The following is a 23,709-nucleotide window of genomic DNA, read 5'->3' as shown; positions in this document are numbered from 1 at the left end:
ATAGTCCACGCAGCGTTTGACGGCAGCAACGTCATCGCGGCTTATGTGACAGGCGGTGGCCCTGCCTTCCCGAAACCCGCCGTTTCGAGGCAGACAATCTGCATCCCCGACTGCGCGAAATCTTGGATTGTCCGATTGCGAATCATTCCATATTCGGGAATATATCTCGTATATGGAATGCGCCATCCACCCTTATCGCGCCTTGGCCGATCACATCCGGCTGCTTCGGACCGATCATGGCCTCAGCCTGCAGGATCTCGCCGCAAAGAGCGGGGTCAGCCGCGCCACGCTGTCGCGGATCGAGAACGCCGAGGTCAGCCCCACGGCCGAAACACTCGGCCGCCTGGCCACCGCCTTTGCCCTTCCTCTCTCTCAGCTTTTTGCCCCGCTCGAACGCGATTTTCCCCCACTGGTCCGTCAAGCGGAGCAGAGTGTCTGGTCAGACCAGGATAGCGGGTTCACCCGGCGCACCGTCTCGCCTCCGAGCGGCCAGTTGAAGCTGGAATTGATCGAGTGCGAGATCGAGCCCGGCCAGCACATTGCTTACGATCAACCGGCATTTCCGGGGCACGAACATCACCTGCTCCTCCTGACCGGGGCGCTTACTCTCACAGTGGATGGGGTGCGGTACGAACTGCGTCCGGGAGACTGCCTGAGGTACCGCCTGCAGGGTGCGTCCTGCTTCGAGACCGGCGATCAACCGGCCCGCTACATCATCGCTCTGGCCTGAGGAACGGCTCGAAATGGAAACGAACGTTGTCGCGCTTGACGCTCAGGCGCTTGAGAAATGCGTCGCGTCGCTGTCCCGGATCCTTGCCGACAGTGTCGGCGATGGCGCGTCCATCAGCTTCATGGCGCCGCTGTCGCGGGACGATGCCGAGGATTTTTGGATAGGCGATGTTCTGCCCGAGGTCGCGGCCGGACGACGGATATTGCTTGGAGCAGAGCGGGGCAACGAGATCGTCGGAACCGTCCAGCTCATCACGGCGATGCCCCCCAACCAGTCGCATCGCTGCGAGATCGCAAAGATGATCGTCCATCCGGGAGTCCGCCGGCTTGGCATCGGGCGGACTCTCATGAACCGGGCGCTCGACACTGCGCGGAAGCTCGGCAAGACCCTCGTCACGCTGGACACGAGAACGGGAGACATTGCCGAGCCGCTCTATGCCTCGGTCGGTTTCAAGGTGGCCGGGGTCATCCCCGACTTCGCCTGGGATCCCGACGGAAAGGCCCGGCACGGCTCCACCTACATGTACAGGCAGATCTAGCTTTACCGGGCGATGAAACCGCCGATGCCCGCGATGGCAAGCTTGCCTGCCGGAAGCGCTGTTTCCGCGAATGTGAGCCGCAGATAACGGGTCTCCACCATGGCCGGGAACGCGATCCGCTGGGTTGAGAGCGCATAGGCAATATTGCCGAACTCGCCCGCGGCGGCGCGCGTCCAGATCTTGCCGTCGAGGCTGGTCTCGGCAAGGTAGCCCTTCGGCGGCGCGGAATCCGCCATGACCTGCCGCGAAGGCGTGAGCGTGAACCCGCCAAGGCGGGTACGCGCGCCAAGGTCCACGGTCACGCTGACAGGCTGGCCCGGCTGCGGCGCGGGCTGCTTCCAGATCGTGCCCGCGTCATTGTCCAGTAGCACTTCGGCGCGCGGGGCGCTGGCCGAGACGACCGACCACTTCGTGGTGTCGAGCACGCTGGGATCGGTCGAAACGATGACCGGCACGTCCACTGGCGCGACACTGGCGAAGAGCCCGAATTCCGAGATCGCCGGAGCCGCGCTGCCTTCCAGCACCACCAGCCGCACACGGCGCGGCGCGACCGGCTGCGGCAGGCGCAGGATGCGCTGCGCACCGATGCATTCCTTTTCGGCAATGCGCTGCCACTGGCCGTCGATCTCCGCCTCGACGGCGAAGCGCGTCACGCGCACGCCGAGCGGCAGGAATTCGCGCAGGCGCACCACGTCGAAGCGAGTGCCGGGCGCGAGGTCGAGCGTCAGCGTGGGCGTGAGCACCGCGTCGGGCGTGGACCAATAAGTCTCGCACTGTCCGTCCAGCACGTTCGCTGCCGCGAACCGGCTCCCGCGCGTGGCGCTCGCGTGCGCGACGCTGCCCTGCGCCAGATCGCGAGCAAACGTGGCGCGGATGGCATCGCCGAACGAGGTGAGGATCTTCACGTCCTGATCGGCGATCCGGCCGCGACGGTCCGGCGGCAGGTTCAGGTTGAGGTTGGTGCCGCGACCCACGGATTCGTCATAGAGCCGGATCAGGCGCGCCGGCGTCTTGACCTTGGAATCCTCATCCGCGTGATAGAACCAGCCGGGCCGGATGGAGACATCGGTTTCGGCGGGCCACCAGAGTTCGCCGCCCCGGAGGCCGGAATTGCCCACGGCCTGCTCGTAGAGGCGGTTGGGCATCGTCGGCCAGCAGGGATCGCCCGCCACGCCGTCCTCGTTGCCCACCCAGCGCACGTCGGCGCCCAGCGGATCGAACGTGCAGGCGTCGGGCTGGAGTTCGTGGACGAGCTTCACGATAGAGGGCCAGTTGTAATACTTCGGTGCGTCGATCTTGCGGGCCTCTCGCGCGCCACCGTAATAGCCGTCACCGCCGTTGGCGCCGTCGAACCAGACTTCGAACAGCTTGCCGTAGCGGGTGCAAAGCTCGGTAAGCTGGGTGCGGTAGTAGTCGATATAGGCGGGACGGCCATATTCCGCGTGGTTGCGATCCCACGGCGAAAGATAGAGGCCGAACAGCATGCCCGCCTTGCGGCTCGCCTCGGACATTTCCGCGACGATATCGCCCTTGCCCTGCTTGTAGGGGCTGTTGCGGATCGAGTGCTCGGTGGTCTGGGTCTGCCACAGGCAGAAGCCGTCGTGGTGCTTGGCGGTCAGGATCACGCCGCGCATGCCGGCCGCTTCCGCCGCCGCCACGATCTGGTCGGCGTTGAAATCGGTGGGGTTGAACCACTTCGGGTCCTCGTCTCCGTAGCCCCATTCCTTGTCGGTGAACGTGTTCATCGCGAAGTGGATGAAGGCGTACATCTCATGCCCGTGCCACTTCCATTGCCGCTCACTCGGAACGGCGCCGGAGGGTGCGGGCGCCCCGACCTCACCCAGCTTCGGGCGCGCGGCCTGCGCGGCATCGGCGCCGAGCGCGGCAGTCGCGACGGCGGAAGTGGCCAGAAAACGGCGGCGGGAAAAGTCCATCGTCAGTCCTTGTGGGGAGCGGGTGTGCCGGTACGCTCTGGTCAGAGCGGGGCAGAGAGAAGTTGCGGCTGGGTATCGGCCAGCTTGACCAGCAGTTCGCCGAAGAGGCCATTGGCCCAGGCGAACCAGTCGCGCGTGAATTTGGCAGGGTCGTTGCTATCCACCGCCTCGTGGATGAAGCCAGTGCCCGCGTCAGTGTCGCGCAGCATGCGCAGCATCGCGCGGATCACTTGAGGATCGCTGCGGGACAGCGCGCGCACGATCAGGCTCATCGGCCAGACTTGCCCGAGGCCCACATGCGGCCCGCCGATGCCCTCGATCTTCGATCCCCGGAAGAAATAGGGGTTCGCATCGGACCAGCAGGCATCCGCCGTCGCCTGCCAGAGCGGATCGCTCGCGGGCACGCACTCCAGGAAGGCCAGACCCAGCAGCGAGGGGACATTGGCATCGTCCATGAACATCGCGTTGCCGAAGCCGTCCACTTCGTAGGCCCAGACCCGGCGGCCATCGGGCAGCAGCATCGTGCCCCATTGGCGCAACGCCGCTTCCACTTCGCTTGCCAATGCGCGGGCATCGGCGGCGAGCGCGGTATCGCCGCGCGCCTGCTCGGCCACGCTGGCCATCTCGCGTAGGGCCGTCACCGCAAAGAGGTTCGCCGGAATCAGGAACGGATAGGTGCAGGAATCGTCCGAGGGGCGGAAACCGCAGTGTATCAGCCCCACCGCGCGGCTCGGCGCGCCCCAGCCGTCCAGTTGCAGTGTCTCGCTCGGCCGGTTGCTGGTGCGGCGGAAGCGATAGGGGCCGGGCGATCCCTTGCGCTGCTGTTCGCGCAAGGTGCGCACGCAGGCACGCGAGGCATCGGCCCAGGTCTCGTCGAAGGGGACCTTGTCGCGCGTCTGGCGCCAGTAACGGAAGCCGAGCCGCATTGCATAGCAAAGCGAGTCGATCTCCCATTTGCGCTCGGCGACGCCGGGCTTCATCTCGGTATCGTCCTTCAGGGCCCACGAGAGGTTCGTCTTCTGCGAGGGGTCGTGCATGAAGGCGTTGGCGTAAGGATCAATGAGGATCGAGCGCGACTGGCGGGCGATCAGCCCCCGGAACAGCGCGGTCAGCGCCGGGTCCTTGTTCACCAGATGGAGGTAAGGCAGCACTTGCGCCGTGCTGTCGCGAAGCCAGAGACAAGGGATGTCGCCTGTGATGACGAAAGCATCCGGGCGGCCGTCCACGGTGTCCATGTAGACGGTGGTGTCGAGCGTGTTGGGATAGCAGCCCACGAACATCGCGCGCAGCTTGGGATCGGCGATCTTGCGCGATACGCGGTCGATCTCCGCCTCCACCGCGCGGCTGACATAGCGGCGCTCGGACACCGGCGGGCGGCCTCCGCCTGCGGGCATGGGGATTGTCGCCGCGCGCGCCGCGCCCGGAAGGGCGAGGCTGGCGGCGCCCGCAGCAACCCCGGCAAGCGCCCCGCGCCGGTCGAGGGTCATCGTCGTCTTCATAGTTTCGCTCGTCACTTGGGCAGTTCCAGTTCCTGCCCTGTCAGGGTGAACTGCACCCATGCCCCCGCGCCGTCGCCCGGCTGGCCGCCGCCGATCCATACCTTGTAGTCGCCCGGAACGACCTTCCGCGTGCCCCGGCGGTCCACCACGGAAATGCTGCGCGGATCGATCGTCAGCGTGACCTCCCGCGACTTGCCCGGTGCCAGCGAGACGCGCGTGAAGGCGGCAAGCTGGCGCTGCAACACGCCCTGCGTCATGACCGGATGGTGCTCGATGACGGGCGGCACGACATAGGCCTGCACCACTTCCTCGCCCGCCATCGCGCCAAGGTTGCGCAGCGTGGCGGTTACCGTGACCGGCTGGCCGATGCCCGGCGCGGAGACCTTGGCGCCCTCGTAGCCGTAAGTCGTATAGCTCAGGCCATGGCCAAAGCCCCACAACGGCGTACCGGTGAAGTAGCGGTACGTGCGCTCCTTCATCGAATAGTCGACGAAGGCAGGCAGGTCCGTGGTCGAGCGATAGAACGTCACCGGCAGGCGGCCGGAAGGGTTGTTGCGCCCGGCCAGAGTCTCGGCAATGGCGGTGCCGCCTGCCTCGCCCGGATACCAAGCCTCCATCACCGCATCGGTCATGATGGGATCGATCGAGACGGCGCTGCCGCTCGTCAGCACCACGATCACCGGCTTGCCGGTGGCCTTGAGCGCCGCCAGCAGTTCGGCCTGCGGTTCGGGCAAGGCGATGTCGCTGCGGTCTCCGCCGACGAAGCCCGGCACCTGAACCTGAAGCGCCTCGCCTTCGAGATCGGGCGAGAGGCCCAGCACGGCGATCACGGCATCGGCCTGCCCTGCCGCCTTCAGCGCCTCTGCGCGCTGCGCGGCTGCGGGCGGCAGCCACATCAGGCGCAGGCCCTCGTCCTCGCCGTAATGGTCGAGTTCGAGGCTGATCGGCTGCGGCGTCCCGTCGAGGACGAGTTCGAATTCGACCCGCTGCTTGCCGAGCACCCCGGCGTGAAGCTGCTTGCCCCCGACGCTCAGGCGCACTTCGTCATGACGCTTGCAGTCTTTCCAGCAAGCCGGGATATCGAGCGCGAGGCGGTAGGTTCCCGCCCCCGGCGGGACCAGCGATCCGCTCCAACGCGCCTTGAAACCCGCCGCATCCAGCCCCTTGGGCGCCATGCGAGTGAGGTTGAAATCCACCCGCCGGTCCTGCCGCACGAATGCCTGCTTGCCCGAAAGGTCGAAGTATTCGGCCCTGAGCCCCGGCTTGCCGTCCGCGACAAGCGCCGTTTCCGGCACGACGACCGGCGCGCCCTCGGCAAGGACGGAGCCTTGCGCATAAGCGACGTTCGCCGCGCCAAACTGGCGGCGGATACCTTCCAGAGGCGTCACCGGATCGGCGGCAGTACCGTGGTAGTTGGCCTCGATCACCGCAAGATCGTCAGCATTGGTGCCGATCACCGCAAGACGCGTGCCCGCCTTCAGCGGCAGGCTGCCGTTCTCGTTCTGGAGCAGCACAATGGCCTTGCGCGCGGCTTCCAGCGCCAGTGCACGGTGCGCGGGCGTATTGACCTGCGAAGGCTTGATCCGGCCCCACGGATTGCTCGCGCCGAAGGCGATGCCGAGCTTGTAGCGCGCCTCCAGCGAACGGGCGAGCGCACGGTCCACGTCCGCCTCGCTGAGCAACCCGCGCGCCACCGCCTGCGTCAGCGCCGCGTATGTCGTGCCGCAATCGAGGTCCGTCCCGGCCTTCACGGCCGCCGCCGAAGCCTCGGCCGCATCGTAGCGGTAATTGTGGAACATCCAGATGTTCGCCACCGCATCGCAGTCCGACACGACGAAGCCCTTGAAACCCCAGTCCTGCCGCAGCCGCGTGGTCAGCAGCGCCTCGTCCGCGCAGACCGGCGTGCCGTGCGTGGAGTTGTAGGCGCACATCAGCGAGAGCGGCTTGCCCTGTGTCACTGCCATGCGGAACGCGGGCGTATACGTCGCCTCGCGGTCCTGAGGGCTGACGTCCACATCGAAGCTGTCACGCCCGGCCTCGGGGCCCGAATGGACCGCGAAGTGCTTGGGCGTGGCGATCACGCGCGGGTGGAGCGGGTCGGGACCTTGCAGCCCCTTGATGAAGCCCACCGCCAGTGAGCCGGTGAGGAACGGGTCCTCGCCGTAGGTCTCCTGTCCCCGGCCCCAGCGCGGGTCGCGGAAGATGTTGATGTTGGGCGACCAGATCGTCAGCCCTTCGTAGATGCGCCGCTCGGCGTTCACCGGTCTGGCGTTGAACTTGGCACGCGCTTCGGTCGAAACGACGGTGCCAACCTGCTCCATCAGTGCCGGGTCGAACGTGGCGGCGAGGCCGACAGCCTGCGGGAACACGGTGGCAATGCCGTTGCGAGCAAGGCCGTGAAGCCCCTCGTTCCACCAGTCATAGGCAGGCAGCCCCATGGCCTTGGCGGCAGGCGCGGTGCTCTGGAGCTGGTCCGCCTTTTCGGCCAGATCGGCCTTGGCGATGGCCGCGAGCACGGCGGGATCGGCCTCACCCGACAAGTCCTGCGCGGCGACCGATGGCGCCGCCAGAACCATGGCGATGGTGATGGGAGCGAGCGTGATCGGAAACAGTGCCTTCATCACCCTTCTCCCGCCAAAGTACGCAGCACCAGCGCCTTGCGCAGCGCGGCCTCGTCCGCCTCGGACGTGATCTCGATCCGGCGGCTTTCGCCCGGCAGCAGGTCGAACCCGTTGTCCGAAGCCTGCGCGCCGACCGCGCCGAAATCGAGCATGACCGCGCGGGCCAGCGCCTTGGCGGTAATCGTCACCGCCTTGCCGTCCCACGTTACCGAAAGGCCGGGCGCGGGATAGGCCATGGCCTTGGGCAAAACGCGCTCGACGATCTGGCGCGAGACGGTCTTGCCGCCAATCGCCAGTTCCGCCACGCCGTAGCTCGCTTCGGCCGGCGCGCTTGCGAAGACTTGCGCATCGGCCACATCGGGAACGGGCGTCGCCGTCGTGGGCGCGAGTGTCACCGCCCCGCCCGCTGCGCCCAGCTTGCTGCCGTCCATGGCATAGCCAGTCAGGCGCCATTCCGCCGCGATCGGGCTGGTAGCATCGGACGCGAAGCTGACCTTGGTAGCGCCGTCATGATGCTCGGCAATCACCGCCTGCGGCGCGAAGAACCGCCGCGCGGCATAGTGCAGCAGCTTCCAGCGCCCGTTGTAGTCCACGCTCGCCCACGAGATCGAGGGCCAGACATCGTTGATCTGCCAGTAGAGCGAACCTAGCGTCACCGGCGCGCAGGCGCGGTGATGGCGCGCGGCCAGGTCGATCGCCTGCGCCTGATTGACCTGCGTAAGATAGACGAAGTCCGCCAGATCCTTCGCCGGGCGCAACCTTGCATCGAGGTAGAACTTCAGGCGCTCATTGCCCTCGCCCGCCAGGAACTTCTGATGCGCCTTCATCACCGGACTGTCGGGCGCCTGCGCCGCATCGCTCGCGAAATCGCGGATCGTCGCCATGACCGGCATCGACTGGAAGCCATATTCCGACATGAAGCGCGGGCAGGAGAGCGTGTAATTCTCCACCGGCTTGGAGCCCGACCAGACATCCCAGAAATGGCGATCCCCGGCGGCATCGGTGTCGACCGGACCTTCATAATCGGTCGAGGGCGAGCCCGGCCAGTAGGGGGTCGTCGGCGCATGATCGGTCACGGCCCCCCGCAGCACGCGATCGAACAGCACGGTCATCGATGTGGCCATGCGCTCGTGTTCGTCGGGGCCAACGGCCTTCTTCCACGCCTTGCGGTCGCTCCAGGTTTCCCAGCCGGACAGCACTTCATTGCCGCCCGCCCAGACCACGATGGAGGGATGCGAACCCAGCCGCTCGACCTGCTGGTCGGCCTCGATCCGCACGTTTTCGCGGTACGCCGCGTCTGCGGGAGGAACCGCGCCGCCGAACATGAAGTCCTGCCAGACCATCAGGCCCATGCGGTCCGCCGCGTCGTAGAAGCTGTCCGGCAGGTAATAGCCGCCGCCCCAGACGCGGATCATGTTCATGTTCACCGCGCGGGCATCGTCCAGGATCGACTGCATCTTGGCGTCGGTGACGCGCGAAGGGAACATGTCGAACGGGATGAGGTTCGCGCCCTTGGCGAACACGGTCACGCCGTTGACGCGGAAACCGAAAGCGCCGTTCCCGCGCACCAACTGGATGTCGCGCAGGCCCACCCTGCGCGCGGCCTTCGATCCGGCGCCCGCACCCGAAACGATCTCTCCGGACACGCTATAAAGAGGCTGATCGCCATAGCCCACGGGCCACCAGCGCTTGGGCGCGGCGATGGTCAGCGGCACGGTCACCACGCTCTCGCCCGCATCGAATGCAGCCTCGCGCTCGACGGGGGCCAGCGCCTGCCCGTCCGGCCCGGTTACACGCGTGGAGAAACGCGCCTTGCCGGGCTTGTCCGCCACAACACGGAACTTCGCCACCAGCCGGGCCTCGTCCTTGCCGAGCGCTTCCTGCATGACCTCGAACGCGCCGAGACGCGCCTCGTCCCACGCCTCAAGGCGGACGGGGCCGGAAATGCCCTGATTGACGATGCGCGGGCCCCAGTCCCAGCCATAGTGGTACTTGGGCTTGCGGATATAGGCGGACGTCTGCTTGCCCTTGGGCTCGTCCCCGAAGGCGGAATCGTATTCGCCGGGCAGCGGGTGCGCCTCGGCCAGCACCATCGGCTGCAAGGTGCGGATCGGCGAGGCGAAGCGCACGACGATCTCGTTGCGCCCCTGCTTCAGGAACGGCTTGGCCGCCACGCGCCATTGGCGGTGACCGTTGTCCGCTTTGAGCACTTGCTTGCCGTTGATGAAGACGGTGGCGAACGTATCCAGCCCGTCGAACACGAGATCGAGATTGTCGCGCGCCATGTCCTGTGCGCTCACGTCCAGCGTGCGGCGCAGTTCCCAGTCGGTCAGCCCCGCCCACTGGATCGCGGCTTCATTGGTGCCGAGGAACGGATCGGGCACCTGACGGGCGGCGATCAGATCCTGTTGCACGCTGCCCGGCACTTGCGCGCGGAACCAGCGCGCGGCCTTGGGATGGGCTTTCACGGCCGCCGCGTCGCTCGGTGCGATGCGGACCTGCCAGCCATCGTCCAGCGCGGTCTGCGCGGGCGGTGCTGCCAGCACCGCGCCCGAAACGCTCGCAAGCCAGATGGCCAGTGCCCCGCCTGCGAACTTGCCCGCCAACTTCACTGCGCCTTCTCCCCGTAAACCACTTTTTCAACTGCATAGACGGGATCGGACAGCGCCGCGGTGAACTGGAAGCACACGTCCGTCTCGTCGCCGAGTTCCGGCCGGTCCGGCAGGTTCGCCGTGAAGGTGAACTGCTGCGGCGCGGTCTTAGGATCGGGCAGCGGGAACGAGGCCAGCACGGTCGCGCCCGGCATGGGATCGTGCTGCTTCTGCTTGGGATCGGCGCTCTTGTCCGCCGCGCGGCAGCCCGCGCTGATCACCAGTTCGCCGTGCGTCGTCACTGCGTAGTGCCTGACCAGCGCCGCTTCATCGTGTGCGAGCCCGTAGTTACGCGGCAGGCGCGCGACCGAAACGGTGATCGACTTCGCATGGGCCAGCGGTGCGTGGTCGTCGGCCTGACAGGTATCGAAGATATTGACGTTGTAGGCGGGCGCATTGTCAGTCGCATCCGCATTGAGCGGCACGCGCAGCCCCTGCGAACCGCGCGGACAGGCGGTGAGCGTGGAACTGGTGGAAATCAGCAGCGCCTCGCCCGCAGTTTCGAAGCGGCGCGGTGCCGCAAGCGCGGTGCCATCCGGCGCGAAGCTGGCAGCAGTGACGACCGTGCCCGGCTTAACCGAAAGGGCCTTGGCGTAAGCGGGGGACTTCGCGCCCGGCGCCTTGCCGTCCAGCGTGTAGCGGATCGTGCCGTAGGGTGCCTGCATCGCCATGGTCACGCCGATGCTCTTGGCATCGAGCGCCGCGCCGCGCGTCTGCGTGGGCGTGAAGGCCACACCGAAGGCGCTGTCGGACACCTGGAAGCCGCCCTGCTTCCAGCGGCGGATCTGCGGCGTCAGGCGCGCGAGGAAGCCCGGATAGTCCTTGCTTGCCACCGGCGGAGACCATGCCACTTCGGCAATCGCGCCCAGACGCGGGAACAGCTTGTGCTGCAATTGCCAGGGCGTGACGATGTACTCGCTCCACGCATTGCCCTGCAGGCCCATCACGTGCTGCGCCTTGGAAGCATCGATCCCCTTGGGCATCGGATCGTAGCGATAGACCGCTTCCATCGTCTGGATCGAGATGCGCCCCGGCGCTTCGTCCGGCAGGGTCGATTCGAGATTGTCGAGATAGAGGTTCGGTGCGGGCGAGAGCACCACGTCGTGCCCGGCGTTGACGGCATCCACCGCGCCCTGCTCGCCGCGCCAGCTCATCACCGAGGCGGAAGCGGGGAGGCCCCCTTCGAGGATCTCGTCCCAGCCGATCAGGCGGCGGCCGTGCTTCGCAAGGTATTCGCCGAACTGGTCAATCATCCAGCTCTGCATGGCGTTCTCGCTCTTGATGCCCAGCTTGCGCATCTGCGACTGGACTTCGGGCGAACGCTCCCACTGGTCCTTGACCGCCTCGTCACCGCCGAGGTGGATGTACTGCGAGGGGAAGACCTCCATCAGCTCATCCAGCACGTTGCGCACGAACGTCATGCCGCCTTCGTTGGGATTGAACAGCCAGGGGAAGATGCCCCAACTGTTGCCCACCGCAGGGCGGTCCCCCAGCATGCCCAGTTCGGGATAGGACGCGACCAGCGCCTGCGCGTGGCCGGGCAGGTCGATCTCGGGCACCACGGTAATCCCGCGCGCAGCGGCATAGGCGACGAGCGCCTTGAGCTGCTCCTGCGTGTAGAAACCGCCGGTCTTCGCGCCGGGTCCGTGGCCGGTATCGGGCCCCGTGCGCCATGCGCCGATGCGGGTGAGTTCGGGGTAGCGCTTGACCTCGAAGCGCCAGCCCTGATCGTCGGTCAGGTGGAAATGCAGGGTGTTGAGCTTCACTTCCACCATGCGGTCGACGATGGCGTAGATGGATTCCATCGGCTGGAAATGGCGCGCCGGGTCGATCATCACCCCGCGCCAGCCAAAGCGCGGCGAATCCTGGATGGTCAGCACGGGAACGGAAACGCCCTTGCCCGCCGCGTCTTTGGCATCGGCCGTCAGCAGTTGCATCAGCGTCATCGCGCCGTAGACGAGGCCGGACTTGCCCGAGGCCGAGATCACCGCGCCGCTGGGCGTGACAGTCAGCCGGTAGGCTTCCGCGCCGGAAATCGCGGGATCGCGCTCGAAGCGGATCGGTGCGGTGGTCGCAGTGGGCGCGACCGACAACATAAGCCCATTAGCGCCCTTCACATGCTCGGAAAGCAGCCGCGCCGCTTCGGCGGCATCGGCATCGCCGGCGGGAACGCCGATCGTCGCACCCGAACCGATGGTGAGCTTGCCGTTGCCCTGCTCTACAGAGGCAGGCCACGGCGCGAGCGGGAGGGAAGACGCGGATTGCGCGTAAGCAGGGACCGAGAACGCCAAGCCCGCAAGAATCGCAGCCAGTGCCGCTCCGCTGCCCCGGACCTGCCGAGACCCTTTTTTTGCCGTCATCCTCATACCTGCCCCCTTGTTTTTTGCGACCAGAGCCATCAACGTAACCAAAATATATCCTTTAGAGCAATAGGTCTTATCCGATTGCTGCAAAATGGGCTTGGACAGAGACAATTTGATGCGATTGTCAGCACGACATGACCAATGTAAAGCCATTCGCAAAGAATGGGACAAGGGGGATCGAATGTCGTTTTCTGACCGGATTGGTCGTCTGCGCGAAGGTAACGCGGCGCCGCTGTATATTCAGCTTCAACAGCTGATCCGCGACGCGATTTCCGAAGGCGTACTCGACCAGAACGAGGCAATTCCGCCCGAACGCAATCTCGCCATCGAATACGATGTCTCGCGCATCACCGTGCGCAAGGCCATCGCCGGCCTCGTGGAAGAAGGCAAGCTGACGCGCCGACGCGGGGCTGGCACGTTCGTCGCCTCACGCGTGGAAAAGAGCTTCTCCAAGCTGACCTCGTTCAGCGAGGATATGGAAGCACGCGGCAGGCGCGCCTCCAGCGCCTGGATCTCGCGCACGACGGGGGCGGTCAATTCGGACGAAGCCATGGCGCTGGGCCTCGCGCCCGGCAGCACCGTGCTGCGCTTCACCCGCATCCGCTATGCCGACGACGAACCGCTCGCGCTCGAAATCTCGACGATTGCCGGATATTGCCTGCCCAGCATCGATGCCGTCGGGGATTCGCTTTACACCGCGCTGGAAAAGAGCGGCAACCGCCCGGTCCGCGCGCTCCAGCGCCTGCGCGCCGTGCCCTTCGGCACTGAGCATGCGCGGATGCTGGGCGTCGATGCCGGCCATGCCGGTCTGCTGATCGAACGCCACGGCTTCCTGCGGGACGGCCGCCCCGTGGAATTCACGCGCTCGTACTATCGGGGCGATTCCTATGACTTTGTTGCGGAGCTTATCGAAGGATCATGAAGCGTCGTGAATTGCTGCTGCGCGGCGCCTCCACAGGCGCCGTCGCTACCCTATTGCCTGCTTTCGCTCCTTCCAGTTTGGCTGCTGAAACACAATTCGGCCCCGGCCTGCCCGACGGTCTGCCGATGCCCGCACCGCTTGCGGGCCCCTCGCCCCGTCTTCCCGAAACCGATCCTTCGCGCACGCTGCTCGAACGCGGCTGGCGGTTTCACGAGGGCGAGGTCTCGGTGCCCGAGCCTGCCGACCACAACGCCACCTATCTCTCGGTCAAGGCCGGCAATGCGCGCGGCCCCGCCGCCCTCGCCTTCGACGATTCCGACTGGCCGACTGTCGATCTTCCGCATGACTGGGCCATCGCGCAGGACGTGAGCGAAACGGCCAATGTCTCGCAGGGCTACCGTCCGCGCGGCATCGGCTGGTACCGCCGCCTGCTACGGCTGGACGAGTGCCAGAAAGGCCGCAGCCTCGAACTTCATTTCGACGGCATCGCCACCCACGCCACGATCTGGATCAACGGCAGCGAAGTGGCCCATTCGTGGTCCGGCTACAGCAGCGTCATTGTCGATCTCACCCCCTTCGCCCGCTTCGGGGACGAGCTGAACTGGATCGCCGTGCGCGTCGATGCGCAGGCGCGCGAAGGCTGGTGGTACGAAGGCGCCGGGCTCTACCGCCATGTCTGGCTGGTCAGCCGCCCTGCCCTCTCCATAGAGACCGACGGCGTCCACTGCGATCCCGTGCGCCAGCCGGACGGGACATGGCAGGTTCCCGTGGAAGTGCGGCTCGCCAATGTCGGCGAGGAAGCGGGGCAGGCCGAGATTTCGGCCCGTCTACTCGATCCGGAAGGCCGGGAAATCCACCGTTCCGGCGGCGCGGCCACTGTCGGCCCGCTGGAACAGGCGCAAGTGACCACAGCGCTCATCCCCGGGCCGGTCAAGCTTTGGTCCCCCGATACGCCGGTACTCTACTGTGTCGAGGTGGACTTGCTGCGCGAGGGCAAGGTCGTCGACACCCGGCGCCAGTTCATCGGCTTCCGCACGGTGGTCTTCGATCCCGCGCGCGGCATGATCCTCAACGGCGTGGAAACCAAGCTCAAGGGCGTCTGCATCCATCAGGACCACAGCGGCGTTGGCACCGCGATCCCCGATGCGCTGGCGCTCTGGCGGCTCCAGCGGCTGAAGGCGATGGGCTGCAACGCCATCCGCATGTCGCACAATGCCCCCGCCAAGGAAGTGCTGGACTGGTGCGACCGGCTGGGCTTCCTGGTCATGGGCGAAAACCGCCTGTTCAACCCGGCGCCGGACTATCTGGCGCAGCTCGAATGGATGGTGCGGCGCGATCGCAACCATCCCTCCATCGTGCTCTGGTCGGTGTTCAACGAGGAACCGATGCAGGGCACCCATGCCGGTGTCGAGATGGTCCGCCGCATGCGCAAGGCCGTGCGCGAACTGGACACGCAGCGCCCGGTGACGGCGGCGATGAACGGTTCGTTCTACAACCCGGAGAACGTCTCCACCGTCGTCGATGTGATGGGCTTCAACTACTATCAGGGCGATTACGACAAGTTCCACGCCCTGCATCCGGACAAGCCGATCACCAGTTCGGAGGACACCAGCGCCTACGAATCGCGCGGCGCCTTCGAGTCCATTCAGGCGCAGCAGGTCATCACCTCGCTCGACAAGGAATCGGCCTCCTGGGGCGCGACCCACCGCGACAGCTGGAAGATGATCGCCGAGCGTCCCTTCGTGGCGGGCGGCTTCGTGTGGACCGGTTTCGACTATCACGGCGAGCCGACGCCTTATGCGTGGCCCTCCACCAGCAGCTTCTTCGGCATCATGGACCTCTGCGGCTTCCCCAAGACCGCGTTCGGCATCCATTCCGCGCACTGGCGCGATGATGCGCCGATGATCTGGCTCGCCCCGCACTGGACGTGGCCCGGCAAGGAAGGCCAGACGCTGGAAGTCTTCGCCATCACCAATGCAGAGGCCATCGAGCTGCGCCTGAACGGCGAAGTCATCGAGCGCGTATCCGCCGCCGACCGGATCATGGGCCACAGCTTCAAGGTGCCCTACCGTCCCGGCCGGATCGAGGCGCTGGCATTGCGCGGCGGCAAAGTCGTCGCCAGTGCGGTTCACGAAACCACAGGCACGCCGGTTGCGCTGCGCCTGACGCCCGCCCGGCAAGCCATCGCCAGCGACGGTGAGGACGTGCAGGCAATCACCGTGGACTGCGTGGATTCGCGCGGCCGCCACGTTCCCACCGCCAACCTGCCGGTGGAATTCGCGATCACCGGGGGCCGGATCATCGGCCTCGGCAACGGCAATCCCAACGACCACGACAGCGAAAAGGGCAACAAGCGCGCGCTGTTCAACGGCCTTGCGCAAGTCATCGTCGAGGGCGACGACAGCGGCAGCCGATTGACGCTGACGGCCACTACCGGTGCGCTGCGGCCCGCCCGCCTCTCGCTCGCCCGCGCGCCGCGCGAACCGCGCGCACAAGTGCCGCCGGTGCCCGCCGAAATGCCGATCACCGACTGGCGCCGCTCGGCCCTGTTCGCGCAGAAGCCCGATCCGGCACTCGCGCCGGTGGACGGGGACAACAACTCGTGGGACTTCGTGCGCTCTGGCGTCGCCGCGCCTGCCGGCAGCAGCGGCTGGCGCAGCTATCGCACCCGCTTCACGCCGTGGAAGAAGATCGCGGCGCAGGGCGGCACGCTCCACTTCGCGCAGATCACCGGCGCGGCCGAAGTCTGGCTGGACGGCAAGCTGGTGGCGCGCAAGGCGGACACTGCGGCGGCTTCACTGACCGCCACGATCCCGCCGGGCACGGGACCGCGCACGCTGGCCGTGCTGATCGAGGCGAAGGACGGCGCGCCAAGCGGGATCACCGGAAGGGTCTACGTCTCGGGCTGAGCGCCCTGCGCGAAAAGGCCCAAAATGTGCTTGCGCCTGTGACAAGAACGGCTCAGCTTGGGTGCCCACACCCTTGCGCGTCAGACGCAAGACAAGAGGACGCCGCCTGCGGCGAAGCTCTGCCTACAGCGCCCGGCGCGCCTTCGCATGAGAGGAGGCGGACCGATGGGCACAGCTCCCAGCACCAATACAGCCCCCAGCCCCAGTTCCGCCTTCGGCGCCTCGGGGGCCCGCATGATTGCTCTGGTCGGACCGGCAGGAGCAGGCAAGACAAGTCTGGCCGAAGCGCTGCTTTTCGCGAGTTCCGCGATCAACAGAGCCGGTTCGATAGAGGCCGGCTCCACCGTTGGCGATGCAAGTTCCGAAGCGCGTTCGCGCGGCGGTTCGACCGAAATCAATCTTTCGCATTTCGAGTGGCTGGGAGATCGGTTCACACTCCTTGATCTGCCGGGCGCGGCGGGCTTTATCGCCGATGGTTTTGCGGCCCTGCAATCGGCAGACCTTGTGCTGGTGGTGGTTGATCCGGTGCCTGAACGCGCCGGTCTGGTCGAACCCCTGTTGCGGCGGCTGGACGCGCTGGACATTCCCCATGCCATCGTCGTCAACCGCGTCGACACCGCACGCGCCGGATCTGTCCATGACTTGATCGACAAGTTGCAGCCGCTCAGCCGCGAGCCGCTGGCGCTCCGCCAAATTCCCATTCGCGAAGGCGAGCAGGTCGTGGGCTATGTCGATCTGGCCATGGAGCGGGCCTACCGATATCGATCGGGGAGCGAATCCCAAAAGATCGAGATGCCAGCGGATATCGCCGATCTGGAGCGTACCGACCGCGGCAAATTGCTCGAAACATTGGCCGATTTCGACGACGAACTGCTCGAAACCCTGCTGATGGATGACGTCCCCGACGCCATGAAGGTGATGGCCGACCTTGCCGAGGATACCGCGCACAATCGAGTGGTTCCCGTGGTTCTGACGTCGGCCCTCACCGGAGGGGGTATCCACCGGTTGCTGAAGCTGCTGCGCCATGAAGCTCCCGGACCGATGGAAGCCGCGACGCGCGTCGGCACGACCGATGGCATTCATGTATTCAAGGTGGCGCAGGGAAGCGCCGTCGGACGGCTCACTTATGCGCGAGTCTATGGCGGCCTGCTTCAGGAGGGCGAGGAACTTGTCGTCGGAGACAAAACCGCCCGCTGCGGCTCTCTGTTTGCCGTGCAAGGCGAAAAGACCGTTAAACAGGCGAGCGTCGGCACAGGCGAGGTGATCGCCATATCCAAATTGGACGATGCTTCCGTGGGCATGGTACTGGCCCGCAAAGGAGGAGCGCCGAGCGACGTGGCCGTGCCGGACTATCCGCCACGTAATGCGAAACTGGCCATCGCGGCGCGTGATCGCAAGGACGACGTCAAGCTTTCTGCCGCTCTTCACAAGCTGTGTGACGAAGATCCGATGCTGGAGTGGGGACATGACGAGGCTACTCGCGAGACCCTGCTCAGGGGCGTGAACGACGATCATCTCGAGGTTGTTCTTGCCCGGCTCCGGCGGCGCTATGGCGTCGTGGTGGACAGCCGGCCGCCAAGCGTCGCCTATCGGGAATCCATCCGGAAGAGCGCGACGCAGCGCGGACGGCACAAGAAGCAGTCGGGCGGGCACGGCCAGTACGGCGATGTCGTCCTTGAAATTGCGCCGCTGGAGCGCGGCGAAGGCTTTCGTTTTTCGGACCGCACTGTCGGCGGCGCCATCCCCAAGCAGTGGATTCCTGCGGTAGAGATGGGCGTGCGCGACGCGCTGGAGGCCGGGCCATTAGGCTTTCCGGTTGAGGATGTTGCGGTTACGCTGACTGACGGCTCTCACCATTCGGTGGATTCTTCGGAGCTTGCCTTTCGCATCGCCGGCCGCATGGCGGCCAGTGAGGCCCTGGCAGCCGCCGCGCCTTATCTGCTTGAGCCCATCTGCCGGCTGGTGGTCGATATGCCGACGGGTACCGGCTCGAAGGCCGTCTCGGTACTTTCGAGCCGGCGAGGACAAATCCTCGGCTTGTTGCCGCATCCGGATTGGGAGCGCTGGGAGCGCGTGGAAGCGCTTTTGCCCGAAGCAAACTTGCAAGGGCTGGACGGAGACTTGTGCTCGCTGAGCCAAGGGCTCGCCCAGTTTACCGTCAGCTTCGATCATCTCGCAGAGCTGACCGGAAAGCAGGCGAGCGAGGTCGTATTGGCCCGAAAGGACGTGGCAGCGGCGTAGCGCCCTGTATCGGCAGGTCGCAGAATTTCGGAAGATCGCCGGAAGCACGCCCAGCCGGTTTCCGGCGGCTTTGCGATTTTCCAGATTCAGCAGCGCTGGATAACATGTAGAGGCGGAATGCATGTTCGCAGCGAAAAAACCGGCTTTACGGGGGGAATGCAAACCAATGGCAAACGTGCCCAAAATGCGGGAGAAGTCGCCCGTATTGGATCGGGCAGCCTGGGTCGCAGCGGCGCTCAAGATGTTGGCCCGGAACGGCATCGATGGCGTCCGCGTCGAGGTGCTGGCCCGCAAGCTCGGCGTTACCAAGGGCAGCTTCTACTGGCACTTCAAGGACCGCACCGACCTGTATGAGGCCATGCTGGACCATTGGCGCCAGCATGTCGTGACGCAGATCATCGACCGGCTCAATGCGATCCAATCTCCACAGGAACGCTATCAACGCATGATGCGTCTGCCTTTTGGCAAGCATCCGCCGGATTTCGACATGGAGCTATCCATCCGCCTGTGGGCCAGGCGCGATCCCCGGGCAGAAGCGGCTCTCGCGGAAGCGGATGAGATCCGGATTCGCTTCATTACAGATGTTCTTGTAGCCGCCGGCGTGCCGGTCGGCGGCGCACGCAGCAGGGCCGTGCTGATTTTCTCGTTCCTGCGCGTGGGAGCGCCTTTCGCGGATGAGGCGACGCTCTCGCAATGTGAAGAGTTTCTCATCACTCGCTGATGGGCAATCCCGTGTAATCCCGGTCTGCCGACCAACCTTGCAGGAGCGTTGCAGGCCTGCCATACGGTAGCGTATGGATTCGTTCCGGATGGAAGCGACTGGAGAGGCGCGGCGGGATGCAGACAACGGATAAGAGAAGCGATCGGTTCGCTCTGGTCACTGGCGGGGGTTCGGGTATCGGCGAAGCGATCTGCCACCGGCTTGCGCGGGATGTCACAGCTGTGGCGGTGCTGGATATCGACACCGATGCGGCACACCGGGTGGCCGAAGACATCAAGCATGCGGGCGGCAACGCGATCCCCGTTCATGGCAATGTCGCGGACCGTGTTTCGATCGAGGAGGCCGTGAACCGGGTTCATGCGGAACTCGGCCCCGTGACGATACTGGTCAACAACGCCGCTATCGAAGGTTTTCAATTGTTTGAAGACATCGAGGAGGCAAGTTGGGAACGCGTGATGGAAGTGAACCTCAAGGGTCCCTACATCGCGGTTCAGGCGGTTCTCGCCGATATGCGAGCCGCCGCCTGGGGGCGCATCGTCAACATTTCCTCACTGGCTGCGCAAATCGGCGCCTTTAAGATGGCCCATTACAGCGCATCCAAGGGCGGTGTGACATCGCTGACTCGCACCCTTGCGATCGAACTGGGCGCGAAGGGGATTACTGTGAACGCAATTGCCCCCAGCTTCATCGACACCCCGATGGCGCGCCGCGCGATTGCCGCGAGCGACCTGCCGATCCCCTTTGAAGAGATTTTGAAAAGCTATCCTATCCCGCGTTTTGGCCGCCCCGAAGAAGTCGCCGCCGCCTGCGCGTTCTTCGCGTCGGACGAGGCTTCCTACATCACCGGCCAGCTTCTGGGGGTCAATGGAGGCGCAGCATTCTGATAAGGAGACCGACGTGGTGACCTATGAGGAACTGCCGGTCTTACCGGTCGAAAATCCCGAATTCTGGACGGACCCCGAGCGGTTCATGATACCGACCCGACAAGAGCATCCATGGCTGGCGCGTTTTTCGGGCGGCTATGTGATCCACGGATGCCAGGCGAACAAGGATCTCTTCGCCGACGAGCGCCACCTTGAAATGGGGCTGGGCGGCATCGTCGAGTTCTATGACCTGCAAGGAACGATGTGGGCACGTTTCATGGACGAAATGCTCCTGTCCAAGCATGGGAGCGAGCACAAGCGGCTGCGCGCCAGCGTGGCATCTGCCTTTACGCCCCGGAACGCCAATGTCATTCGCCCGCTCGTTCACGCGGCGATGACCAACCTGCTCGACGAGTGGGTGCCGCAGGGGCGTTTCGACTTTACGGAGTTTGCCTCCTATTTTCCGGTCTCCGTCATGTGCGGATTGCTGGGCATTTCCGTCGATGTGATCCCCAGCTTGCGCTGGGCCCTGGAAATGCAGGTGGCCGCGATCAGTCTCGACCGGTCGCTGAGGGAGAAGATCCTGGAGGCATTCGACATCAAGTGGGCCGTCGCCGACACGCTGATCCGCGAAAGGGAGGCAAGCGGCACAAAGAGGGAATCTTCTCTGCTTGATGACCTGATCGCCGCGCGCGATGCGGGCGCAATGGACGACACGGAGCTGCGTTTCATGCTGCTCGTTCTGCTGGTCGCCGGTTACGACACCTCCAAGAACCTGCTCGGCATGATGATGAACCTGCTCATTGATCGACCCGACATGTATGCGCGCTGCGCAGCGGACAAGCACTTTTGTGCCATGGTGGTGGAGGAGACGCTGCGTCATTCCACCATCGCGACACCGTTCCGGCAAGTGGCGGAGCCCTTCGACTACGAAGGTGTCCGGTTCGAGAAGGGCATGCTCGTTGCCATGGCCACGCCATTGGCCGGGCGCGATCCGGCAGCTTTCCCAGAGCCGCTTCGCTTCGATCCGGAGCGGGAGCACAAGACGCGCCACGTCGGCTTCGGCCGTGGGCCGCATATCTGTCTCGGCCAATATCTGGCACGGAACCAACTGGAAGAGGGCATTCACCTCATCGCGCAGCGCATACGCAATCCGCGTCGCGATGGTGACGTTAGCTGGCGCCCGATGCTGGGCGCTTGGGGGCCACGATCGCTGCCGATCGCATTCAATCACGGATAGGGCAAAAATCGGCGGACAGCGCTACAGCCCTGAGAGACCGGGAAATGCGTCCAAGCCTTTCCGCCGACATTCCGGCCGGACGTCGGCAATGGCGCCCTCACGGGAACGAGGGTATCCGAAACCTTGCCTCCAAACCGATTGACGTTGCGGGCCGGAGCCGACATATGGCTGCGCAAGGCGATGGATTTCCGCCGGGCCGTCAGGCCGAACCGCCCTTGCAAGGGACGATGATTCCTACTTGGCGCCGCAAGGCAGCAAAGGAGGAATTGTGCGCGCGACGTTTCGCAACCTGTTCAATGCGTTCAATGTGGCGGCGTTCTTTGGCGATCGGCGCGATCATGCCATGTCGGTGGTGCACTGGACACTGATCCTGGTCCCGATGGCCGCACTGATCGGGACGCTGTGCGCAGCATTCCTGTGGAGCCTTGAGGCCGCGACCCGGCTGCGGTTCGACTATCCCTGGCTGTTGTACTTCCTTCCCGTGGGCGGCGCGGCCATCGCCTGGCTTTACCACCGCACCGGACGCTCGGTGGAGGCCGGCAACAACCTCATCGTCGAGCAGATCCACGAACCGGGTGGCGGCGTGCCGCTGCGCATGGCGCCGCTTGTCTTTGTCGGCACCATCGCAACGCATCTTTTCGGGGGCTCGGCCGGGCGCGAGGGTACGGCGGTGCAGCTTGGCGGCAGTCTTGCCAGTGCAGTTGCCAGCCTGTTCAAGCTCGCCCCCCCCGGCATCCGTATCCTGCTGATGGCAGGCATTGCGGCGGGCTTCGGCGCCGTGTTCGGCACTCCGCTGGCAGGCGCCGTCTTCGCGCTGGAAGTGTTGGCGCTAGGGCGGATCGAATATGCCGGCATCATGCCCTCGCTCCTTGCCGCACTGGTGGGAGACTGGACGTGCCATGCCTGGGGCATCCACCACACGCCCTACCACATCGCCTACGTGGCATCGGATACCGGCGCCCTTCTTGTCGAGCCGATGCTGCTTGCCAAAGTGGCGATAGCCGGCGTCGCCTTCGGGTTGGCCGGACTGGCCTTCGCGGAGGCCAATCACGCGCTCGGCGGCTTCCTCAAGCGCTGCGTCCCCTATGGCCCGGCGCGTGCCGCGCTGGGCGGCATCATGGTGATCGCGCTGGTCTATATCGTGGGCACCCGCGCCTATCTTGGCCTTGGCGTCTGGTCCGCCATCCCCGGCGACCCCACTATCGCGGGGTTCTTCACTGGCCCGGTCGATCGGTGGAGTTGGGCGCTCAAGTTGCTGTTCACGGTCGTAACGCTCAGTTCAGGCTTCAAGGGCGGCGAAGTGACGCCGCTGTTCTTCATCGGCGCGGCGCTGGGCAATGCGATGGGTTGGCTGTTGGGGGCACCGCTCGATCTGTTTGCGGGGCTCGGCTTTGTTGCGGTGTTCGCTGGCGCTGCCAACACGCCGCTCGCCTGCACGATCATGGGCGTTGAATTGTTCGGCGCGACCCACGCGGTTCCCATCGCGGTGGCCTGCTTCGTCGCCTACATCTGTTCGGGCCATAACGGCATCTACCTGTCGCAGCGCATCGCCGTGCCGAAGCGGGCTTCACGCGCGCATGTCGGGGCGGCCACGCTGCGCGACGCCCGTGCGACGCGCAGCATGCCCCGCCCGCATTCTTCTACCGGCATCACCAACGAGCAACGTTGATGGCCCCAAAACACAAGGCGTGCCCGGCGAGATCGGGATGAATCGTTAGGTCAGGCCGCCGATCGCGCCGGGAATTGCGCCATCAGCTTGGCGACCTCCTTCTCCACTTTGTCGGTATTGAGCTTCGAGCCGACATCGTCGACCGCCTTGCCGTGCCAGAGCGGCCGTTTCGTCTTCGCGTCGAAGGCATCCACGGACAGCTGACCTTCCGTATATTGGCGTACGTCCACCTGCCGCCCGAAGGCGCCCCAGGTCTCGACATCGGTCTTGTCCTTGGCACCGACGGTGATGATGACGGCAAGGTCACCGTCGTCCGCCTTGGCATAGCCCTTGCTGGTCAGGCCCTGCTCCACCCCCATCCGGATGCGCTCGAATGCCACCGGATCCATGCCGGATGGCGGGCGCTCATTCACGATATGGAATGTCTTGTACTCGGCGAAGTTCACGCCGGGCGTTACATCCGACGAAACTTTCGAAAAGCTTGCCGTGGGCGTTCCCAGCGCGATTGCCATTGCCAGACAAAGTGCAATCCGTTTCATTTTCAACCTCCGCATCGGCCATTGGATGGCCGCGAGACTAACGCGCACCGATTCTCGTGTTATTGCGGTTTTTCCCGAGAAATATGGGCGGTAACCCCGATCTTGCGCGAAATTTGCGACACTCACGCGGATCCGTCGGTGCGCAATCGCGGATGTAGAAGACCCCACGCCAGACCACCTCGGGTTTCAGCATCTTGCAGGCTGGCGAGGGCGACGAAAGGCCGTCCTGAGAGACAGAAATGTCGTAATCCGCCCCTTGAGATGACGAG

The 23,709-nt window shown here is 65.3% G+C and carries 15 protein-coding genes and 1 riboswitch; of the genes, 9 read left to right on the top strand and 6 right to left on the bottom strand.

Features of this window, described 5'->3' with window-relative positions:
- Window positions 1-127 precede the first annotated feature (127 nt).
- Together AC1VVM_RS17245 and AC1VVM_RS17240 are read left to right on the top strand one after the other, a co-directional pair.
- The gene (locus tag AC1VVM_RS17245) at window positions 128-730 is read left to right on the top strand and encodes a helix-turn-helix domain-containing protein (RefSeq protein ID WP_482906571.1); all 603 of its coding nucleotides are present in this window, start codon (window positions 128-130) and stop codon (window positions 728-730) included.
- 13 nt (window positions 731-743) lie between these two features.
- Window positions 744-1,268 (top strand): GNAT family N-acetyltransferase, encoded by a 525-nt coding sequence (locus AC1VVM_RS17240; protein ID WP_482906570.1) that lies wholly within the window; start codon window positions 744-746, stop codon window positions 1,266-1,268.
- Window positions 1,269-1,270: 2 nt separating this feature from the next.
- Here the strand turns inward: AC1VVM_RS17240 and AC1VVM_RS17235 are convergent, their stop codons facing one another.
- Genes AC1VVM_RS17235 through AC1VVM_RS17215 form a run of 5 tightly spaced genes read right to left on the bottom strand, consistent with a single transcriptional unit; the run spans window position 1,271 to window position 12,333 of the window.
- Window positions 1,271-3,202, bottom strand: coding sequence for an alpha-L-fucosidase (locus AC1VVM_RS17235; protein ID WP_482906569.1), 1,932 nt, complete (start codon window positions 3,200-3,202; stop codon window positions 1,271-1,273).
- 41 nt (window positions 3,203-3,243) lie between these two features.
- Complete coding sequence (locus tag AC1VVM_RS17230) at window positions 3,244-4,689, bottom strand: glycoside hydrolase family 125 protein (RefSeq protein WP_482906749.1); 1,446 nt, start codon at window positions 4,687-4,689, stop codon at window positions 3,244-3,246.
- 23 nt (window positions 4,690-4,712) lie between these two features.
- Window positions 4,713-7,322: a glycoside hydrolase family 3 C-terminal domain-containing protein gene (locus AC1VVM_RS17225; protein ID WP_482906568.1), complete on the bottom strand. Its 2,610-nt coding sequence runs from the start codon at window positions 7,320-7,322 to the stop codon at window positions 4,713-4,715.
- A complete protein-coding gene (locus AC1VVM_RS17220) occupies window positions 7,322-9,934 on the bottom strand; it encodes a beta-mannosidase (RefSeq protein ID WP_482906567.1) in 2,613 nt (870 codons plus the stop codon). Before AC1VVM_RS17220 ends, AC1VVM_RS17225 begins: the two co-directional genes overlap by 1 nt.
- Window positions 9,931-12,333 (bottom strand): beta-N-acetylhexosaminidase, encoded by a 2,403-nt coding sequence (locus tag AC1VVM_RS17215; protein ID WP_482906566.1) that lies wholly within the window; start codon window positions 12,331-12,333, stop codon window positions 9,931-9,933. Before AC1VVM_RS17215 ends, AC1VVM_RS17220 begins: the two co-directional genes overlap by 4 nt.
- Window positions 12,334-12,517: 184 nt before the next feature.
- Between AC1VVM_RS17215 and AC1VVM_RS17210 the strand changes: the two genes are divergently transcribed.
- The 7 genes from AC1VVM_RS17210 (at window position 12,518) to AC1VVM_RS17180 (ending at window position 22,901) form a co-directional block, all read left to right on the top strand.
- Window positions 12,518-13,258: a GntR family transcriptional regulator gene (locus AC1VVM_RS17210; protein WP_482906565.1), complete on the top strand. Its 741-nt coding sequence runs from the start codon at window positions 12,518-12,520 to the stop codon at window positions 13,256-13,258.
- The gene (gene galA / locus AC1VVM_RS17205; protein ID WP_482906564.1) at window positions 13,255-16,167 is read left to right on the top strand and encodes a beta-galactosidase GalA; all 2,913 of its coding nucleotides are present in this window, start codon (window positions 13,255-13,257) and stop codon (window positions 16,165-16,167) included. The genes AC1VVM_RS17210 and galA overlap by 4 nt, the downstream gene beginning before the upstream one ends.
- A gap of 147 nt (window positions 16,168-16,314) precedes the next feature.
- Complete coding sequence (locus AC1VVM_RS17200; protein ID WP_482906563.1) at window positions 16,315-18,408, top strand: elongation factor G; 2,094 nt, start codon at window positions 16,315-16,317, stop codon at window positions 18,406-18,408.
- A gap of 166 nt (window positions 18,409-18,574) precedes the next feature.
- Complete coding sequence (locus AC1VVM_RS17195) at window positions 18,575-19,129, top strand: TetR/AcrR family transcriptional regulator (protein ID WP_482906562.1); 555 nt, start codon at window positions 18,575-18,577, stop codon at window positions 19,127-19,129.
- A 116-nt stretch (window positions 19,130-19,245) separates the two neighbouring features.
- Entirely contained in the window at window positions 19,246-20,013 is a 768-nt protein-coding gene (locus AC1VVM_RS17190; protein WP_482906561.1) for an SDR family NAD(P)-dependent oxidoreductase, read from the top strand.
- Window positions 19,994-21,232, top strand: coding sequence for a cytochrome P450 (locus AC1VVM_RS17185; RefSeq protein WP_482906560.1), 1,239 nt, complete (start codon window positions 19,994-19,996; stop codon window positions 21,230-21,232). The genes AC1VVM_RS17190 and AC1VVM_RS17185 overlap by 20 nt, the downstream gene beginning before the upstream one ends.
- Window positions 21,233-21,399: 167 nt before the next feature.
- Window positions 21,400-21,476: riboswitch (Fluoride riboswitch) on the top strand.
- A gap of 24 nt (window positions 21,477-21,500) precedes the next feature.
- On the top strand, window positions 21,501-22,901 hold the full coding sequence (locus AC1VVM_RS17180) for a voltage-gated chloride channel family protein (protein WP_482906559.1): 1,401 nt from the start codon (window positions 21,501-21,503) through the stop codon (window positions 22,899-22,901).
- A 50-nt stretch (window positions 22,902-22,951) separates the two neighbouring features.
- Here the strand turns inward: AC1VVM_RS17180 and AC1VVM_RS17175 are convergent, their stop codons facing one another.
- Window positions 22,952-23,440, bottom strand: a complete 489-nt coding sequence (locus AC1VVM_RS17175; RefSeq protein WP_482906558.1) for a DUF4136 domain-containing protein — start codon at window positions 23,438-23,440, stop codon at window positions 22,952-22,954.
- Window positions 23,441-23,709 lie beyond the last annotated feature (269 nt).

Source organism: Novosphingobium sp. BL-S-33 (genome assembly GCF_056857025.1).
The sequence above is the reverse complement of the archived record's forward strand: the minus strand, read 5'-3'. Positions and strand labels throughout refer to the sequence as shown.

Coding starts and splice junctions, on each gene's coding strand:
- AC1VVM_RS17240 (WP_482906570.1), top strand. CDS start 744: ATGGAAACGAACGTTGTCGCGCTTGACGCTCAGGCGCTTGAGAAATGC.
- AC1VVM_RS17235 (WP_482906569.1), bottom strand. CDS start 3,202: ATGGACTTTTCCCGCCGCCGTTTTCTGGCCACTTCCGCCGTCGCGACT.
- AC1VVM_RS17230 (WP_482906749.1), bottom strand. CDS start 4,689: ATGACCCTCGACCGGCGCGGGGCGCTTGCCGGGGTTGCTGCGGGCGCC.
- AC1VVM_RS17225 (WP_482906568.1), bottom strand. CDS start 7,322: ATGAAGGCACTGTTTCCGATCACGCTCGCTCCCATCACCATCGCCATG.
- AC1VVM_RS17215 (WP_482906566.1), bottom strand. CDS start 12,333: ATGACGGCAAAAAAAGGGTCTCGGCAGGTCCGGGGCAGCGGAGCGGCA.
- AC1VVM_RS17210 (WP_482906565.1), top strand. CDS start 12,518: ATGTCGTTTTCTGACCGGATTGGTCGTCTGCGCGAAGGTAACGCGGCG.
- galA (WP_482906564.1), top strand. CDS start 13,255: ATGAAGCGTCGTGAATTGCTGCTGCGCGGCGCCTCCACAGGCGCCGTC.
- AC1VVM_RS17200 (WP_482906563.1), top strand. CDS start 16,315: ATGAGAGGAGGCGGACCGATGGGCACAGCTCCCAGCACCAATACAGCC.
- AC1VVM_RS17195 (WP_482906562.1), top strand. CDS start 18,575: ATGGCAAACGTGCCCAAAATGCGGGAGAAGTCGCCCGTATTGGATCGG.
- AC1VVM_RS17190 (WP_482906561.1), top strand. CDS start 19,246: ATGCAGACAACGGATAAGAGAAGCGATCGGTTCGCTCTGGTCACTGGC.
- AC1VVM_RS17185 (WP_482906560.1), top strand. CDS start 19,994: ATGGAGGCGCAGCATTCTGATAAGGAGACCGACGTGGTGACCTATGAG.
- AC1VVM_RS17175 (WP_482906558.1), bottom strand. CDS start 23,440: ATGAAACGGATTGCACTTTGTCTGGCAATGGCAATCGCGCTGGGAACG.